At 73.2% G+C, this 15,765-nt stretch carries 14 protein-coding genes and 2 rRNA genes; 4 read left to right on the top strand and 12 right to left on the bottom strand.

The genetic code is table 11. From position 1 onward, the window contains the following. The first annotated feature begins 7 nt into the window (after positions 1-7). A complete protein-coding gene (locus MB828_RS27965; RefSeq protein ID WP_133025747.1) occupies positions 8-1,660 on the top strand; it encodes a PucR family transcriptional regulator in 1,653 nt (550 codons plus the stop codon). A 12-nt stretch (positions 1,661-1,672) separates the two neighbouring features. Here MB828_RS27965 and MB828_RS27960 read toward each other — a convergent pair whose 3' ends face one another. From MB828_RS27960 to MB828_RS27940, 5 genes are all read right to left on the bottom strand, one after another. Beyond that, positions 1,673-2,809 carry a glycosyltransferase family 4 protein gene (locus MB828_RS27960; protein ID WP_133025746.1) on the bottom strand — a complete coding sequence of 379 codons (1,137 nt, stop codon included), beginning with the start codon at positions 2,807-2,809 and terminating at the stop codon, positions 1,673-1,675. Positions 2,810-3,133: 324 nt separating this feature from the next. Next, on the bottom strand, positions 3,134-4,852 hold the full coding sequence (recN, locus tag MB828_RS27955; protein WP_301650935.1) for a DNA repair protein RecN: 1,719 nt from the start codon (positions 4,850-4,852) through the stop codon (positions 3,134-3,136). Positions 4,853-5,063: 211 nt separating this feature from the next. Next, positions 5,064-5,969, bottom strand: a complete 906-nt coding sequence (locus MB828_RS27950; RefSeq protein WP_133025745.1) for an NAD kinase — start codon at positions 5,967-5,969, stop codon at positions 5,064-5,066. Next, positions 5,966-6,781 carry a TlyA family RNA methyltransferase gene (locus MB828_RS27945; protein WP_301650643.1) on the bottom strand — a complete coding sequence of 272 codons (816 nt, stop codon included), beginning with the start codon at positions 6,779-6,781 and terminating at the stop codon, positions 5,966-5,968. Before MB828_RS27945 ends, MB828_RS27950 begins: the two co-directional genes overlap by 4 nt. Positions 6,782-6,788: 7 nt before the next feature. Next, positions 6,789-7,103, bottom strand: coding sequence for a hypothetical protein (locus MB828_RS27940; protein ID WP_133025743.1), 315 nt, complete (start codon positions 7,101-7,103; stop codon positions 6,789-6,791). A 42-nt stretch (positions 7,104-7,145) separates the two neighbouring features. Here MB828_RS27940 and MB828_RS27935 point away from each other — a divergent pair, with 42 nt between their 5' ends. Continuing rightward, positions 7,146-7,493, top strand: coding sequence for an SCP2 sterol-binding domain-containing protein (locus tag MB828_RS27935; protein ID WP_133025742.1), 348 nt, complete (start codon positions 7,146-7,148; stop codon positions 7,491-7,493). On the opposite strand, the gene MB828_RS27930 is transcribed toward MB828_RS27935, so the two are convergent. The 4 genes from MB828_RS27930 to MB828_RS27915 form a co-directional block, all read right to left on the bottom strand. After that, complete coding sequence (locus MB828_RS27930; protein ID WP_301650642.1) at positions 7,477-8,334, bottom strand: ABC transporter ATP-binding protein; 858 nt, start codon at positions 8,332-8,334, stop codon at positions 7,477-7,479. The two genes, MB828_RS27935 and MB828_RS27930, sit on opposite strands and share 17 nt — an antisense overlap. Continuing rightward, complete coding sequence (locus tag MB828_RS27925) at positions 8,331-9,368, bottom strand: FecCD family ABC transporter permease (protein WP_301650641.1); 1,038 nt, start codon at positions 9,366-9,368, stop codon at positions 8,331-8,333. Before MB828_RS27925 ends, MB828_RS27930 begins: the two co-directional genes overlap by 4 nt. Then, on the bottom strand, positions 9,365-10,408 hold the full coding sequence (locus tag MB828_RS27920; RefSeq protein ID WP_301650640.1) for a FecCD family ABC transporter permease: 1,044 nt from the start codon (positions 10,406-10,408) through the stop codon (positions 9,365-9,367). The genes MB828_RS27925 and MB828_RS27920 overlap by 4 nt, the downstream gene beginning before the upstream one ends. 154 nt (positions 10,409-10,562) lie before the next feature. Next, complete coding sequence (locus tag MB828_RS27915) at positions 10,563-11,591, bottom strand: HAD hydrolase-like protein (RefSeq protein WP_301650639.1); 1,029 nt, start codon at positions 11,589-11,591, stop codon at positions 10,563-10,565. An 85-nt stretch (positions 11,592-11,676) separates the two neighbouring features. Between MB828_RS27915 and MB828_RS27910 the strand changes: the two genes are divergently transcribed. Further along, positions 11,677-12,960, top strand: a complete 1,284-nt coding sequence (locus MB828_RS27910; RefSeq protein ID WP_301650638.1) for a DUF1015 domain-containing protein — start codon at positions 11,677-11,679, stop codon at positions 12,958-12,960. Positions 12,961-13,048: 88 nt separating this feature from the next. On the opposite strand, the gene MB828_RS27905 is transcribed toward MB828_RS27910, so the two are convergent. Continuing rightward, positions 13,049-13,897 carry a tetratricopeptide repeat protein gene (locus MB828_RS27905; protein WP_301650934.1) on the bottom strand — a complete coding sequence of 283 codons (849 nt, stop codon included), beginning with the start codon at positions 13,895-13,897 and terminating at the stop codon, positions 13,049-13,051. A gap of 105 nt (positions 13,898-14,002) precedes the next feature. On the opposite strand from MB828_RS27905, the gene MB828_RS27900 reads away from it, so the two are divergent. Next, entirely contained in the window at positions 14,003-15,187 is a 1,185-nt protein-coding gene (locus tag MB828_RS27900; RefSeq protein ID WP_301650945.1) for a hypothetical protein, read from the top strand. Between the two features lie 30 nt (positions 15,188-15,217). Here the strand turns inward: MB828_RS27900 and rrf are convergent. Both rrf and MB828_RS27890 read right to left on the bottom strand, forming a co-directional pair. Then, positions 15,218-15,334, bottom strand: a 5S ribosomal RNA gene (gene rrf, locus MB828_RS27895). Between the two features lie 103 nt (positions 15,335-15,437). After that, positions 15,438-15,765: ribosomal RNA gene (locus tag MB828_RS27890) — 23S ribosomal RNA — on the bottom strand; the annotation flags it as partial.

Below are 15,765 nucleotides of genomic sequence, written 5' to 3'. Positions count from 1 at the left end.
CCGCTCCATGGACAGCGGAACGGGGAGCGGATTCGACACCCAGGGCGCCGGGATCACCGTGCAGCGGGCGCTGGAGCTGCCCGGGCTGCGCAGCGGGCTCCCGGAGATCCTGGCCGGTGCCGACCGGCTGGGGCGGACCGTGCGCTGGGTGCACGCCGGCGAGGTGCCGAACATCGCCTCGCTGCTGAAGGGCGGCGAGCTGCTGCTCACCACCGGCTACGGGCTGGGCACCCGGCCCACCGACCAGCGGGCGTTCGTGCGCACCCTCGCCGAGCGGGGCATCGCCGCCCTGGTGGTGGAGCTGGGCCCGCGCTTCTCCCGGCTGCCCGCCACCCTGGTCGACACCGCGCGGTCGACCGGGCTGCCACTCGTGGTGCTGCACCGCGAGGTGCCCTTCGTGACGGTCACGGAGGAGATCCACACCGAGATCGTCAACCATCACTACACGCTCCTCCAGCGCGCCGAGGAGGTGCACCGCCGCTGCACCGAGGCCCTGCTGAGCGGCGGCGGGGTGCCGCAGGTGCTCGTCATCCTGGCCGACTTCTGCGGCAACCCGGTCTTCCTGGAGACCCCCGACGGCCAGCTGCTGTACGCCGCCGGGGCGGGGCCCCAGGGCGCGGACCCGCTCCAGGTGTGGGAGGGGCTGCGCGGCCAGCGGGGGGACGTGCCGCCGCCGGCCGGGGCGGTCCTGGTGGACGTGCCCGGCGGCGGGCCGGGCAACGGCTCGGTGCGCGCCCGGCTGGCCCTGCTCCCCGTGCGCGGTCCGCTCGCTCCCGTCCACCGCATCGCCGCCGAACGCGCCGCGGGCATCCTGGCCGTCGTGCTGATGCAGGCCCGCCAGGAGGAGGAGCTGGCGGCCCGCGGGCGCGGCGACTTCCTGACCGACCTCGCCGAGGGCCGTATCACCGCGGAGGACGCCCCGGCGCAGGCCCGGGTGCTCGGCTTCAAGCCCGGCAGCAGTCCGCTGCTGCCGGTGGTCATGCGGGTCGGCGACTCGCTCTCCCCGGGCTCCCCGGGCGGCGGCTGGGCCGTGCTGGCCCGCGCGGTCGGCGAGGAGCTGGCGGCCGTGGGTGTCCCGGTCCTGCTGGGCGTGCGGCCGGTAGAGGGCCGGGTGCCGCTGCTGCTGGGCCTGCGCTCGGAGGCGGAGCGGACGACGGTCGCGGACCGGGTCGCGGCGGCGCTGCGGGCGGGCGTGGAGCGCGCCGGGATGCAGCGCCCCGGGGCCGCTCCGCCGGTCGTGGTGGTCGGCGTGGCCGGCGGCTGGGCGGCGGCCTCGGTGGGGCTGCGGCACGCGGCGGAGACGGCGACGGCCGCCCAGGGGCTCTCCGACCGCCCCTGGTACGACGCCCGCCGCCTCGACATCGACCTGCTGCTGTGGCGGCTGCGCGACCATCCCGACCTCGCGGCCTTCGTGGACCGGGCGATCGGCCCGCTCCGCGACCACGACCACCGCTCCAGGCCGCCGCTGCTGCCCACCCTGGAGACCTATCTCGCGCATGCCGGCCGCAAGGCGGAGACGGCCCGCGAACTCCATCTCAACCGGCAGACCCTCTACAACCGCCTCGCCCGGATCGGGGAGTTGCTGGGCACGGACCTCGACGACCCGCAGGCGGTCCTGGCGTTGAGCCTGGCCTTGCGAGCCCGCCGGCACGTCCCCTAGACCGCGGGTCTCTCAGGGCAGCGGCCGGGGCTGGGTCAACTCGTCGTACACGCTGAGGACTTGGGCTACTGTCTCGTCCTCCGTCGGCCAGCCGGCCGCCTGCCGGGCGCCCTTCTCACGCAGTTCCGCGCAGCGGCCGGGGTCGCCGAGCAGCCGTACGACGGCGGCGGCCAGGGCCGGCGCGTTGCCGTAGGGGACGAGTTCGGCCGCGTCGCCGACCAGGTCGGGGACGCCTCCGACGGCCGTCGCGACCAGGGGTACGCGCGCGTGCAGGGCCTCCTGGGCGAGGACCGAGCGGGACTCCCAACGGCTGGGCAGCAGCGCGAGATCGGCGGCGGCGAGCAGTTCGGTGACGTCGTCGCGGCGGCCGATGAGCCGGACGGGCAGCTCCTCGCCCTCGATCCGCCGCTGCAACTCGGTGCGCAGCGGCCCCTCCCCCGCGATGACGAGCAGCGGTACCGGATCGAGCCGGCGCCAGGCGTGGGCCGCGTCCAGCAGCACGTCGTATCCGCGGTGCCGGTCGAGGGAGCCGACGGCCATGAGCAACGGCCGCCCCATGGCACCGAGTTCGGCGCGCACCTTGGACCGGGGCCCCTCCCCGTCGTCCTGGTCCACGGGCGGCCGCGGGCCGGGCAGCGCCACGGCGGCGAGCCGGGCGTCCCGGGCACCGGTCCGGCGCGCGCGGTCCACCAGGTCGGACGTGGTCCCGAGGACCACCGCGGCGGTCCGCACCACCCGCCGCTCCAGCATCCGCAGCAGATGCGCGCGGGCGCCCTCGGCGTGCGCCCGGTTGTGCCAGGTGACGACGAGCGGAGTGGTACGGCCGCTCAGCGCCAGCACCGCGCGGAAGGAGGCGTGCAGGCCGTGGGCGTGCACCAGGTCGGCGTCCGCGCAGGCGGCACGGAGCGCGGCGACCGACCCGGGGTCGCTGCTGCGGGGCACGTGCACGTGGTCGGCGCCGACGCCCGAGAAGTCGTAGGCGCGATCGGCCTCGGCGGGGGCGCACACCGTGACCCGCACGCCCCGCGCGACGAGGCCGGCGGCCAGCGAACGCACATGTGCGCTGCTGCCGGCGTTGCCGCCGCCCAGCACCTGCACGGTGCGCAGGGGCGACAGGCCGTGCGGTGCGTTGCTGCTCAGGGGGCTCACGCGGCCGGGCTCCTGGTTCGGCGTGGGGCGGTCACGAGGGAACGTACAGAAGGTATCGGGCCGAGGACATCGCCGCGCGCGCCTCCCCCGGACACCGCGTCCCCGTCAAGGATGCCAGCACACAAGGGTGTTCCGCGTACTCCGGGACGGCACATACCGAGGCGGGCCGGGGCAATGCGCCGGAGCGTGTCACCCGGGAGAGTGACGAAAAGGCCGCGGCGGAGGAGCCGCGGCCGAGGGTGGGCCGAGGGGACGGGAAGGCCCCGCGGGCCGGGGTGCGGGATCGGGCGGCGGGTGATGTCCCGCCGGCCGTCCCGCACTCCGTCAGCGGTCCGCGCGGGCCGTCGCCAGCAGCTCCTCAGCGTGGGCCCGGGCCGTCTCCGAGTCCTCCTGGCCGGCCAGCATCCGGGACAGCTCCCGGACCCGCTCCTCGCCCTCCAGGACCTTCACGCCGGACCGGGTGACCGTGCCGTCGTTGGTCTTCTCGACCAGCAACTGCCGGTCGGCGAAGGCGGCCACCTGAGGAAGGTGGGTGACCACGACCACCTGCGCGGACTTCGCGAGCTTCGCGAGCCGTCGCCCGATCTCGACCGCCGCCTTGCCGCCCACACCCGCGTCGACCTCGTCGAAGAGGTACGTCGGGACCGGGTCGGTGCCGGCGAAGACCACCTCCACCGCGAGCATCACGCGGGACAGCTCACCGCCGGAGGCGCCCTTGGCGATCGGGCGGGGCGGGGCGCCGGGGTGCGGGGCGAGGAGCAGTTCGACCTCGTCGGCGCCCGCCGGGCCGTAGGCCACCGCCCGGCCGCCGACCTCGACGCCCTCCGGGTCCTCGGTCTGCCGGATCGCGAAGGACACCCGCGCGTGCGGCATCGCGAGCGAGCCCAGCTCGGCGGTGACGGCGGCGGCGAACCGCTCGGCGGCCTCCGTCCGCGCGTCGGTCAACGCCTGGGCGAGCCCGCCCAGTTCGACGCGGAGTGCGTCCCGCTCGGCGGTGAGCTCGTCGATCCGCTCGTCGTCGCCGTCGAGTTCGGTGAGCCGTGCGGCGCCCTGCTCGGCCCAGGCCAGCACCGCGCTGACGTCCTCCCCGTACTTCCGGGTCAGCGCGGTGAGCGCGGCCCGCCGCTCCTCCACGGCCGCGAGCCGCAGCGGATCGGCGTCCAGGTCGTCGGCGTAGCCGGCCAGCTCCCCGGCCACGTCACCCAGCAGGATCCCGATCTCGCCGATCCGGTCGGCGAGCGCGGCCAGCGCCGGGTCGTGCGACCGGACGGCCTCCAGGGCCCGGTGGGCGCCCGCGACGAGGGTGGCCGCGTCGATGCCCTCGGGGTCCTCGGGGTTGCCCGCGAGCGCGGAGTGCGCGGCGGTCGCGGCCGACGACAGCGCCTCGGCGTGGCCGAGGCGTTCGGCCTCCTCGGCGAGCTCGACGTCCTCTCCGGCCCGCGGTTCGACGCCCGCGATCTCGTCGAGCCCGAAGCGCAGCATGTCGGCTTCCTGGGCCCGCTCGCGCGCGCGGGTGACGATCTCCTCCAGCTCCACCGTCACGGCCCGCAGCCGCCGGTAGGCCTCGGCGTACTTGGCGAGCGGTACGGCGACGCCGTCGCCCGCGTACCGGTCGAGGGCCTGGCGCTGCCGGGACAGCTTCAGCAGGCCCTGCTGGTCGGTCTGCCCGTGCACGGCCACCAGGTCGTCGGCGAGCTCCGCGAGCAGCCCCACCGGTACGCTCCGCCCGCCCAGGTGCGCCCGGGAGCGCCCCTCCGCGGAAACGGTACGGCTGATCAGCAGCGCCCCGTCGTCCAGCTCGGCACCGGCCTCCTCGGCCCGCACGCCCGCGGAGGCGCCCGGAGGCACGGTGACCCGCCCCTCGACGACCGCCTTCTCGGACCCGATCCGCACGAGCGCGGGATCCGCCCGCCCGCCCAGGAGCAGCCCGAGGCTGGTGACCACCATGGTCTTGCCCGCACCGGTCTCACCGGTGACGGCGGTGAACCCGGGCGACAGCTCGACGACGGCGTCGTCGATGACTCCGAGGGACCGTATCCGCATCTCTTCCAGCACGGAGAAGACCTTACGAGGTACGACACGAGAAGCGCGAGGCACCCTGTCACCCGGGCGAGTGGAGGTGCGCCCCAAAGGAGCGCGGGGCCGCACCGGCACGCCGGTCACTGTCCCGGCCTGAAGGGGCGCGGGGAACTGCGCGACCAGCCCCCACGCGCCCGCACCCGCCGACGCACCGGAACCAGCCCCCACCCACGCGCTACTGCGGCGCCCCCCGCCATCCGGAGACCGGCAACGCGAACTTCGCGACCAACCGGTCCGTGAACGACGCATGATGCAGCCGGGCGAGCCGCACCGGCACGGCGCCCCGCCGCACCTCGACCCGCGCCCCCGGCGGCAGCTCGACGGTCCGCCGCCCGTCGCACCACAGCACCCCCGGCTGGATGTGCGGCAGCACCTCCACCGCCAGCACCGAGTCCGGCGACGTCACCAGCGGCTTCGCGAACAGCGCGTGCGCGGAGATCGGCACCATCAGCAGCGCCTCCACCTCCGGCCACACCACCGGCCCGCCCGCGGAGAACGCGTACGCCGTGGACCCGGTCGGCGTCGACAGCACGATCCCGTCGCAGCCGAACCCCGTCACCGGCCGCCCGTCGATCTCCAGCACCACTTCGAGGAGCTTCTCGGCGCCCGCCTTCTGCACGGCCGCCTCGTTCAGCGCCCAGTCCGTGTGCACGATGTCCCCGTTGCGGTGCACGACGACGTCGACGGTCATCCGCTCCTCGACCTCGTACGCCCGGCTCACCACCCGGTCGACGACCTTGTCCAGGTCGTCCCGCTCGGCCTCCGCGAGGAACCCGACGCTGCCGAGGTTGACGCCGAGCATCGGCACCCCGGAGGCGCGCGCGAACTCGGCACCGCGCAGCAGCGTCCCGTCACCGCCGAGCACGATCAGCAGCTCACAGCCGTCGAGGCTGTGCGGGGAGGCCTCCGCGACGAGTTCGACCTCGTCGGGCAGTGGCAGATCCGCGGCCTCGAAGTCCAGGACCCGTACGCCGACCCCGGCCGCCAGCAGCCCCTTGACCACGAGTTCGGCGCTGCGGATCGCAGCGGGCCGCCCGGTGTGGGCGAGGAGGAAAACAGTACGAGCTCGGTTCTGTGTCAACGCGGCCCCTCCGCCACTGCACGGTCAACATCGGCCGGATCCAACTGGGGTGCGCCGGCCCGCAGCCACAGAAAGTACTCGACGTTGCCGGACGGCCCGGGCAGCGGACTGGCGGTGACACCGTTCACCCCGAGCCCCAGCTCCCACGCCTTCTCGGCAACCCCCCGCACGGCCTCCGCCCGCAGCTGCGGACTCCGTACGACTCCCCCGCTGCCCAGCCTCTCCTTGCCCACCTCGAACTGCGGCTTGACCATCATCACCAGGTCGGCGTCCGGCTTCACACACCGCGCCAGGGCCGGCAGCACCAGCCCGAGCGTGATGAAGGACAGATCACCCACGACAAGATCCACAGGCTCCCCATCGATCGCTTCAAGCGTCAACTCGCGTACGTTCGTACGGTCCTTGACGGTGACGCGTTCATCGCTCTGCAGAGACCACGCGAGTTGGCCGTACCCGACGTCGACGGCGACGACGTGCGCGGCCCCCGCCCGCAGCAGCACGTCGGTGAACCCGCCGGTCGACGCGCCGGCGTCCAGCGCCCGCCGCCCGGCCACCACGAGCCCCCGCGGCACGAACGCCGCCAGCGCGCCGGCGAGCTTGTGCCCGCCCCTGGACACGTACTCGGGATCGCTGTCGTCGCTCTGCACGACGATCGCCGCGGCGGTCTCCACCTGCGTGGCCGGCTTGGTCGCGACGGTCTTGCCGACGGAGACCCGCCCGGCGGCGATCAGCTGGCTGGCGTGCTCGCGCGAGCGCGCCAGCTTCCGGCGGACCAGCTCCGCGTCCAGACGGCGACGTGCGACTCCTGCCACGGTGGGTTCAGCTCCTGCTCTGGTGGTACGACGGTGCGGGCACCGGGGGCCCCGGAGGTCCCGGACGGGTGTCGAGCGCGGTGAGCGCGTCGCGCAGGCCCCGGTGTACATCCTCGTACACCTCCAGATGCCCGTCCGTGGCGAGGTGGTCGGCGTCGGCCAGCCGGTCGAGCCGGGCGTCGACCTCGGCGTCGCCGGTGGGGGTGCGGGGCACGTCGATCGGGGCGGGGGCGGCGGGGTCGTACTCGGGTTCGACCGGTACCGCGACCGGTTCCGGTTCCGCCGCCTCCGCCGCCTGGCCCTCGGGCACAGAGTCGGTCATGCCCCGACGCTACCTCGAACCGCTGGGGTACCGTCGATCGCGATGGCCACGATCGAGGAGTGCCGCGCCGCACTCGACAAGCTCTCGCACAACATGGGTGGCGCCGAGGGCGACGTCCGGGCGGCCGCCGCCATGGACCGCACGGTCAGCTGCCATGTCACCGACCTGGACGTCACCTTCGCGGGCCGGCTCACCGGCGGCCGGATCGACGTCGAGGACACGTTCCCCGGACCACCGCGGGAGAAGGCGCAGATCAGACTCGCCATGGCCGGTGACGACCTGGTCGCCCTGGTCGACGGCGAGCTGAACTTCGCCGGGGCCTGGGGGTCGGGCCGGGTGAAGCTGGAGGCCAACCTGCTGGACCTGTTCCGGCTCAGGAAGCTGCTGTGACCCTCGTCCTCCGGGCGGCGGGCACCACCAGCGGGGTGCCCGTCTCCGGGTCGTCGATGACCTGACAGCGCAGCCCGAACACCTCCTCCACCAGCTCGGCGGTGACGATGTCGTTCGGCGCGCCCTCGGCGATCACCCGGCCGCCGCGCAGCGCGATCAGGTGGGTGGCGTACCGGGCCGCGTGGTTGAGGTCGTGCAGCACGGCGACCAGCGTCCGCCCCTGCTCCTCGTGGAGTTCCGCGCACAGGTCGAGGACGTCGATCTGGTGCTGGATGTCCAGATAGGTGGTCGGCTCGTCGAGGAGCAGCAGCGGGGTCTGCTGGGCCAGCGCCATGGCGATCCAGACGCGCTGGCGCTGCCCCCCGGACAGCTCGTCGACGTACCGGTCGGCGAGTTCGGCGACCCCGGTCCGCTCCATCGACTCCTGGACGACCCGTTCGTCCTCGGCGGACCACTGGCGCAGCAGCCCCTGGTGCGGATAGCGGCCGCGGCCGACCAGGTCGCCGACGGTGATGCCGTCGGGCGCGATGGACGACTGCGGGAGCAGGCCGAGGGTGCGGGCGACCTTCTTCGCCGGCATCGACTGGATGACCTGCCCGTCGAGCAGCACCCGGCCCTGGCTGGGCCTGAGCATCCGGGACAGGGCACGCAGCAGCGTCGACTTGCCGCAGGCGTTGGGGCCGACGATCACCGTGAAGGAGTTGTCGGGGATCTCCACCGACAACTCCTCGGCGATGACACGCTGGTCGTAGGCGAGCGTGACGTTCTCGGCGGACAGGCGGTTCACAGTGCTCCTCGGGCTCCTCGGGTCGTTCGTCTCGCCGGTGGGGATCGTGCTCATATCCGGCCCGCCTTCCGCTCGGTGACCAGCAGCCACAGCAGGTAGACCCCGCCGAGGACGCCGGTGACCACGCCCACGGGCAACTGGTCGGCGCCGAACGCGCGCTGGGAGGCCCAGTCGGCGGTCACGAGAAGGGTGGCGCCCATGCAGAGGGAAGCCACCAGATTGGGGCCCGGCGAGCGGGTCAGGCGGCGGGCGAGCTGCGGCGCGGTCAGCGCCACGAAACTGACGGGACCGGCGGCGGCGGTGGCGGCCGCGGTCAGCAGCACGGCCGACACCATCAGCAGCAGCCGCACCCGCTCCACCCGCACCCCGAGGGCGTACGACACGTCGTCGCCCATCTCCGTCATGCGCAGGGCCCGGGCGTTGGCCAGGACCAGTGGGACGAGGACGGCGCACAGCGCGAGCAGCGGCCAGACCTGGCTCCAGTCCCGGCCGTCGAGGGAACCGGTCATCCAGACGACCGCGCGCGTGGCGTCGACCAGGTCGGCCTTGGTGAGCAGGTAGCCGTTGACCGCCGTGACGATCGCGGAGACCCCGATGCCGACCAGGACCAGACGGTAGCCGTGCACGCCCTGCTTCCAGGCCAGCAGATAGAGGCCGGCCCCGGTCAGCAGTCCGCCGATCAGCGCGCCGACGGTGACCTGGGCGGCGCTGCCGGACATCAGCACGATCACGACGAGCGCGCCGGACGTGGCGCCCTGGGAGAGGCCCAGGACGTCCGGGCTGCCCAGCGGGTTGCGGGAGACCGACTGGAACAGCGCGCCGCCGAGACCCAGCGAGGCGCCGACCAGCAGGCCCACCAGGACCCGGGGCAGCCGCAGTTCGTTGACGATGAAGTCCTGTCCCGCGGTGCCGTTGCCGGCCAGCGTCCTCAGCACGTCACCGAAGGAGATCGGGAAGTCGCCGGTGCCGATCAGCACGACACTCGCGGCGGCCGCGGCCAGCAGCAGCGCCACCACGACGACCAGCGAGCGGACGTCCGCCCGCAGGGAGAGCCCGCCGGGGGTGCGCAGGGTACGCGTGTTCCTCACAGCTGGGCCGTCCTCCGCCGTCGTACGAGAAGAATGAAGACCGGCCCGCCGATGATCGCGGTGACGATGCCGACCTGGAGCTCCGAGGGACGGGCGACGATCCTGCCGACGACGTCGGCGCCGAGCAGCAGCACGGGCGACAGGACCGTCGCGTACGGCAGGATCCAGCGCAGGTCGGGGCCGGTGAAGGAACGCACCACGTGCGGCACCATCAGGCCGACGAAGACGATCGGACCGCAGGCCGCGGTGGCCGCGCCGGACAGCACGGTGGCGGCGAGCATGGCGAGGGCCCGGGTCCGGCCCAGGTGCGCGCCGAGGGCGCGGGCGGTGTCGTCGCCCATCGCCACCGCGTTCAGCGGCCGGGCCAGACCGAGGGCGAGCAGAGCGCCGGCCGCCAGGAACGGCAGCACCTGCGCGATCGTCGCGTCGCTCGCCGAGGCCAGTGAACCCACCGTCCAGAAACGCAGTTTGTTGAGCGCCGCGCCGTCCGTGATCATCACGGCCTGGAGATAGCCGTAGAGGGCCGCGCTGATCGCCGTACCGGCGAGCGCGAGCCGTACCGGGGTGGCGCCCCGGCTGCCGCCCAGGAACCACACGAGGGCACCCACCAGGGCCGCGCCCGCGAACGCGAACCACACATAGCCGTTCAGCGAGGTGACGCCGAAGAAGGTGATGGCGGTGACCACGGCCGCCGACGCGCCCGCGTTGATGCCGAGCAGCCCCGGGTCGGCGAGCGGGTTGCGGGTGAGCGCCTGGAGCACCGCGCCGGACAGGCCCAGGGCGGCACCGGCCAGCAGACCGAGGACGGTCCGCGACAGCCGCTCGTCGACGACCACGTCCCCGTACGTCCCCGTGCCGTGGAACAGGCCGTGCCAGACCTGGTCCAACGGCAGCTGTTTCGCCCCGATCGCGATGCTCGCCAGGGCGACGAGCACCAGGATCACGACGGAGCCGAGGAGGCCGAGGGCCCGTATCGCCCGGCGGGTCGGGGGCGCGGGGGCGGTCTCCGCGCGCTGTTCGGGGGGACTGTCGACCAACACGAGGTTAGGTTAGCCTACCCTCGCATTCGACTTCGAGACCGGCCCCGCATCCAGCACCGGTCCCACACCCGGCCGTTGAGACTCCGAGCCGTACGCCACCGTTCATCGTCCGAGGCGTACCCCGCCGTTCACGGTCCGGGGTACAACCCGCCGTTCAGAGTCCGAGCCGTGCCAGCGCCTTGCCTCCGTCCAGCCCGCACGAACCGTCCCCGGCCGCCGTCCAGGCCGCCGCGCACAATGCCCGCAGCCCGTCCAGCGCATCGCCGTCGCCCGTCAGCTCCAGTTCCTCCGCTCCGGCCGTGGCGGTCCATCCCCCGCACCGGAACCCGTCGCGCGCCGCGCTCACCTCCGGCTGCCCGGTGAGCAACCCCCGCAGATCGGCGTCCACGTACGTCGGCCGGTGCTGCGGCGGCGCGGCGAGCAGCTGCGGCCCGTCGGTGACACCGGTCAGCACGAGCAGCGAGTCGACCTCGCCGTTGAACGCGCCCTCGATGTCCGTGTCCAGCCGGTCCCCGACCACCAACGGCCGCTTCGCGCCCGTCCGCAGGATGGTCTCCCGGTGCATCGGCGGCAGCGGCTTGCCCGCCACCTGCGGTTCGGCGCCCGTCGCGATCCGGACGACCTCCACCGCCGCGCCGTTGCCCGGCGCGATGCCCCGCCCGCTGGGGATCGTCAGATCGGTGTTGGACGCGAACCACGGCACCCCGCGCGCCACCGCGTACGACGCCTCCGCGAACCGCCCCCAGGGGAGATCCGGACCGCCGAAGCCCTGCACGACCGCCGCCGGATCGTCGTCGGCGGACTCCACCGGCTCGAGCCCGCGCTCCCGCAGCGCGACCCGCAGCCCCTCGCCGCCGATCACCAGCACCCGCGCGCCCGCCGGCACCTGCTCACTGATCAGCCGCGCGACCGCCTGCGCCGAAGTGATGACGTCTTCGGCCCCCGTGGGGATCCCCAGCTCCGTGAGATGCCCGGCCACCGCGTCCGGCGTGCGCAGCGCGTTGTTGGTCACGTACGCCAGATGCATGCCGCCCGACCGGGCCACCTCCAGCGACTCGACGGCGTGCGCGATGGCGCTGCCGCCCGCGTACACCACTCCGTCAAGATCGAGCAACGCCGTGTCGTACGCCGTGCTCAGAGCCTGTCCGCTGCCCTCGGGACCAGTCCTGACGCCCTGGCTCATGCCCCATCGCTCCTTGTCACTCTTGGTCGACCCGCCTTTCACCGTCGATCATCCCGCACGCCACTGACACACGTACGATGCCGGGATGAACACTGCAGGTCACTCGGAAGCAACGGAGCGCCGAGGCCTGGAACTCACCCCGTTCCGAGGCCTCCGCTACGACCCCGACCGGGTCGGCAGCCTGGCGGCCGTCACCTCCCCGCCCTACGACGTCGTCGTACGCCCCGACGGAGTGCACCATCTCCAGTCCGCGGACCCGCACAACATCGTCCGCCTCATCCTCCCCCAGGCCGGTACCCCGAGCGCCCGTACCGAACAGGCGGCGGACACCCTGACCCGCTGGCAGGCCGAGGGCATCCTCGCCACGGACCCCGAACCCGGCCTCTACGTCTACGAGCAGCGCGACGACGACGGCATGCTCCAGCGCGGGGTCATCGGCGCCCTGCGGGTCTCGGAGCCCTCGGAGGGCGTGGTGCTGCCGCACGAGGAGGTCATGCCCCCGGTCGTCGCGGACCGTGCGGCCCTGATGCGCGCCACCTCCGCGAACCTCGAGCCCCTCCTGCTGACCTACCGGGGCAACGGCACGACCGCCGAGGTCGTCGAGGCGGTCGCCGACCGCCCCCCGCTGCTCGCCACCACCACGGAGGACGGCTTCCACCACCGCCTGTGGTCGATCACCGACCCCGCCGAGGTGGCCCGCGTCCAGTCGGACCTGGCCCACCACCGGGCGCTGATCGCCGACGGTCACCACCGCTGGGCCACCTATCTGCGTCTACGCGCGGAGCACGCCTCGCCCAGCCCCTGGGACTACGGCCTGGTCCTCCTCGTGGACACCGCCCGCTACCCGCTGCGCGTCCGTGCCATCCACCGTCTGCTGCACGGCCTGCCGGTCGCGGACGCCCTCACGGCCGTCGAGGGCCACTTCCGGGTACGACGGCTCGACGTCCCCCTGCCGAAGGCCCTGGAGGCCCTCGCGGACGCGGCCTGCGCCGGCAACGCGTTCCTGCTGGCCGGTGACGGCACGTTTGACCTGCTCGACCGTCCCGACCCGGACCTGCTGGCCCGCACGATCCCGGCCGACCGGCCGACCGCCTGGCGCACCCTGGACGCCACCGTCCTGCACACCACGCTCCTCGAACACGTCTGGCACATCCCCGAGGACTCGCCCGCGCACATCGCCTACATCCACGACACGGCGGCGACGGTCGCCAAGGCCGAACAGGACGGCGGCACGGCCGTCCTCATGCACCCGGTCCGCGAGGACGTCGTCCGCGACCTGGCCCTCCAGGGCGTGACGATGCCCCGCAAGTCGACGTCCTTCGGCCCGAAGCCGGCATCGGGACTGGTGCTGCGGGCGCTCGACGTCTGAAAACCCCGGCGGGGCATGCGGAAGGGGCAGGCTCCGGATCGGAGCCTGCCCCTGTTGTCGTCTCCCGCCGCCGTGCCGGGCGCCGGGATTAGTCGCGCTCGGTGCCCGCACCGTCCTCGTCGGACGCGTCGGCGGCCGTCTCCTTGGAGACATCCGTGGCTTCAGCCTTGGCCTCGGCCACGTCGTCGACCACGTCGGCCTCGGCTTCGTCGGCTTCGGCTTCGTCGGTCTCGTCGTCGGTCTCGATCTCTTCGTCCGCGTCCAGGGCGTCGAGGAACTCGACCCCGTCCAGCTCGGCCAGCCGGTCGGAGGCGTCCGTGCTGCCGTCCCGGTCGGACTCGACGGCCTTGGCGAACCACTCCCGTGCCTCGTCGACCCGGCCGGCGGCCAGCAGGGCGTCGGCGTAGGCGTACCGCAGCCGGGCGGTCCACGGCTGGACCGAACTGGACGCCAGCTCGGGGCTCTGCAGCGTCACGATCGCCGCGTCCAGCTGGCCCATGTCACGCCGTGCGCCGGCGGCGACGAGCCGCATCTCGACCTGGCCGGCCTTGTCGAGCTTGTGCACCTCGGGGGCGCCGGCCATGTCCAGCGCCTTCTCCGGCCGGCCGAGCCCACGCTCGCAGTCGGCCATGACCGGCCACAGGTCCACGTTGCCCGTCATGCGGCGCGCCGCCCGGAACTCGGCGAGGGCTTCGGAGTACTTCTGGTTCGCGTACGCGGCGAAACCGGCGGCCTCGCGTACGGCGGCGACACGGGACGCCAGCCGCAGAGCCACCCTGGAGTAGCCGTAGGCGCCCTCGGGGTCCTCGTCGATGAGCCGCGCGACCATCACCAGGTTCCTGGCGACGTCGTCCGCGAGCGTCTTGGGCAGGCTCAGCAGTTCCTGCCGTACGTCCTTGTCGATCTCGTCGCCGGTGACGTCCTCCGGGATCGGCAGCCGCTTGATCGGCTCGCGGTCGCGGTCCCTGTCACGGTCCCGGTCGTCGCGGCCGCGGAAGCCGCCACGGTTGTCGTCGCGCCGGCCGTAGCCGCCGCCTCCACGGTGGTCGTCACGGCGGTCGTCCCTACGGAAGCCGCCGCCGCGGTTGTCGTCACGGCGCGCGTAGCCACCGCCACCACGGCTGTCGTCCCGACGCGGGCCACGGCTCCGGTCGTCACGCCCACGGTCGTCGCGGCGGTCGTCGCGGCGGTCGTCGCGGCGGTCGTCCCTGCGGAAGCCGCCACCGCGGTTGTCGTCACGGCGCGCGTAGCCACCGCCACCACGGTTGTCGTCACGGCGCTCGTCGCGACGGCCGTAACCGCCGCGGTCGTCCCGGTCGTCGCGGCGGTAGGCCGGACGGTCACCCCGGTCATCGCGGCGGAACGCCGGACGGTCACCCCTGTCATCGCGACGGTCGTCACGGCGGTCATCGCGACGGTCATCGCGGCGGTCGTCGCGGCGGAACGTGGGGCGGTCACCGCGGTCGTCACGGCGCGGGCCACGGTCACGGTCGTCCCGCCGGCCGTAACCGCCCCGGTCATCACGCCGGTCCCCGCGGCTGTCATCACGCTGGAACCCCGGACGCGAGCCACGGTTGTCATCACGACGGCCATAACCACCGCCACCGCCACCACGGTTGTCGTCACGGCGGAACGCCGGACGGTCACCCCTGTCATCGCGACGGTCGTCACGGCGGTCATCGCGCCGGTCGTCGCGGCGGAACGTGGGGCGGTCACCGCGGTCGTCACGGCGCGGGCCACGGTCACGATCGTCGCGCCGGCCGTAACCGCCCCGGTCATCACGCCGGTCCCCGCGGCTGTCATCACGCTGGAACCCCGGACGCGAGCCACGGTTGTCATCACGACGGCCGTAACCACCGCCACCGCCACCACGGTTGTCGTCGCGGCGGAACGCCGGACGGTCACCCCTGTCATCGCGACGGTCGTCGCGACGGTCGTCACGGCGGTCGTCACGGCGACCGGAACCGCCGTTGCCTCGGTTGTCGTCACGGCGGCCGTACCCACCACCGCGGTTGTCGTCGCGCCGACCGTAACCACCGCGATCCCCACGGTCGTTGCGGTCGCCTCCGCGGTAGCCGCCACGGTCGTTGCGGTCGTTGCGGTCACCACTGTCCCGTCGGCGCTGGTCGCGCTCCGGTCGGTCGTCGGGAGAGTTGGTGGACATGGTGACTCCTGTCTTAGGTACCGCAAGCATTGTAAAAACAAAAGGACCCCTGGTCCCAGCTGAACGCTGGGACCAGGGGTCCTTCCAAAGATTGTTCGGCGGCGTCCTACTCTCCCACAGGGTCCCCCCTGCAGTACCATCGGCGCTGTGAGGCTTAGCTTCCGGGTTCGAAATGTAACCGGGCGTTTCCCTCACGCTATGACCACCGAAACCCTGATGGTTTCGAGCGAACAAGCACACTCTTCAATTGTGTGTTCAGCTCTAGCCGGCAACAGTCGTTGCCTCAGAACTAACACAGTGGACGCGAGCAACTGAGGACAAGCCCTCGGCCTATTAGTACCGGTCACCTCCACCAGTTACCTGGCTTCCAGATCCGGCCTATCAACCCAGTCGTCTACTGGGAGCCTTACCCTCTTATAGAGGTGGGAGTCCTCATCTCGAAGCAGGCTTCCCGCTTAGATGCTTTCAGCGGTTATCCCTCCCGAACGTAGCCAACCAGCCATGCCCTTGGCAGAACAACTGGCACACCAGAGGTTCGTCCGTCCCGGTCCTCTCGTACTAGGGACAGCCCTTCTCAAGACTCCTACGCGCACAGCGGATAGGGACCGAACTGTCTCACGACGTTCTAAACCCAGCTCGCG

The organism is Streptomyces arenae (assembly GCF_022343545.1).
In the GTDB taxonomy this organism is placed as follows: Bacteria; Actinomycetota; Actinomycetes; order Streptomycetales; family Streptomycetaceae; genus Streptomyces; species Streptomyces humi.
Note: the sequence above shows the minus strand (reverse complement) of the source record. Positions and strands in the feature narration are given on the sequence as shown.

Coding starts and splice junctions, on each gene's coding strand:
- MB828_RS27965 (WP_133025747.1), top strand. CDS start 8: ATGGACAGCGGAACGGGGAGCGGATTCGACACCCAGGGCGCCGGGATC.
- recN (WP_301650935.1), bottom strand. CDS start 4,852: ATGCGGATACGGTCCCTCGGAGTCATCGACGACGCCGTCGTCGAGCTG.
- MB828_RS27940 (WP_133025743.1), bottom strand. CDS start 7,103: ATGACCGACTCTGTGCCCGAGGGCCAGGCGGCGGAGGCGGCGGAACCG.
- MB828_RS27935 (WP_133025742.1), top strand. CDS start 7,146: ATGGCCACGATCGAGGAGTGCCGCGCCGCACTCGACAAGCTCTCGCAC.
- MB828_RS27930 (WP_301650642.1), bottom strand. CDS start 8,334: ATGAGCACGATCCCCACCGGCGAGACGAACGACCCGAGGAGCCCGAGG.
- MB828_RS27915 (WP_301650639.1), bottom strand. CDS start 11,591: ATGAGCCAGGGCGTCAGGACTGGTCCCGAGGGCAGCGGACAGGCTCTG.
- MB828_RS27910 (WP_301650638.1), top strand. CDS start 11,677: ATGAACACTGCAGGTCACTCGGAAGCAACGGAGCGCCGAGGCCTGGAA.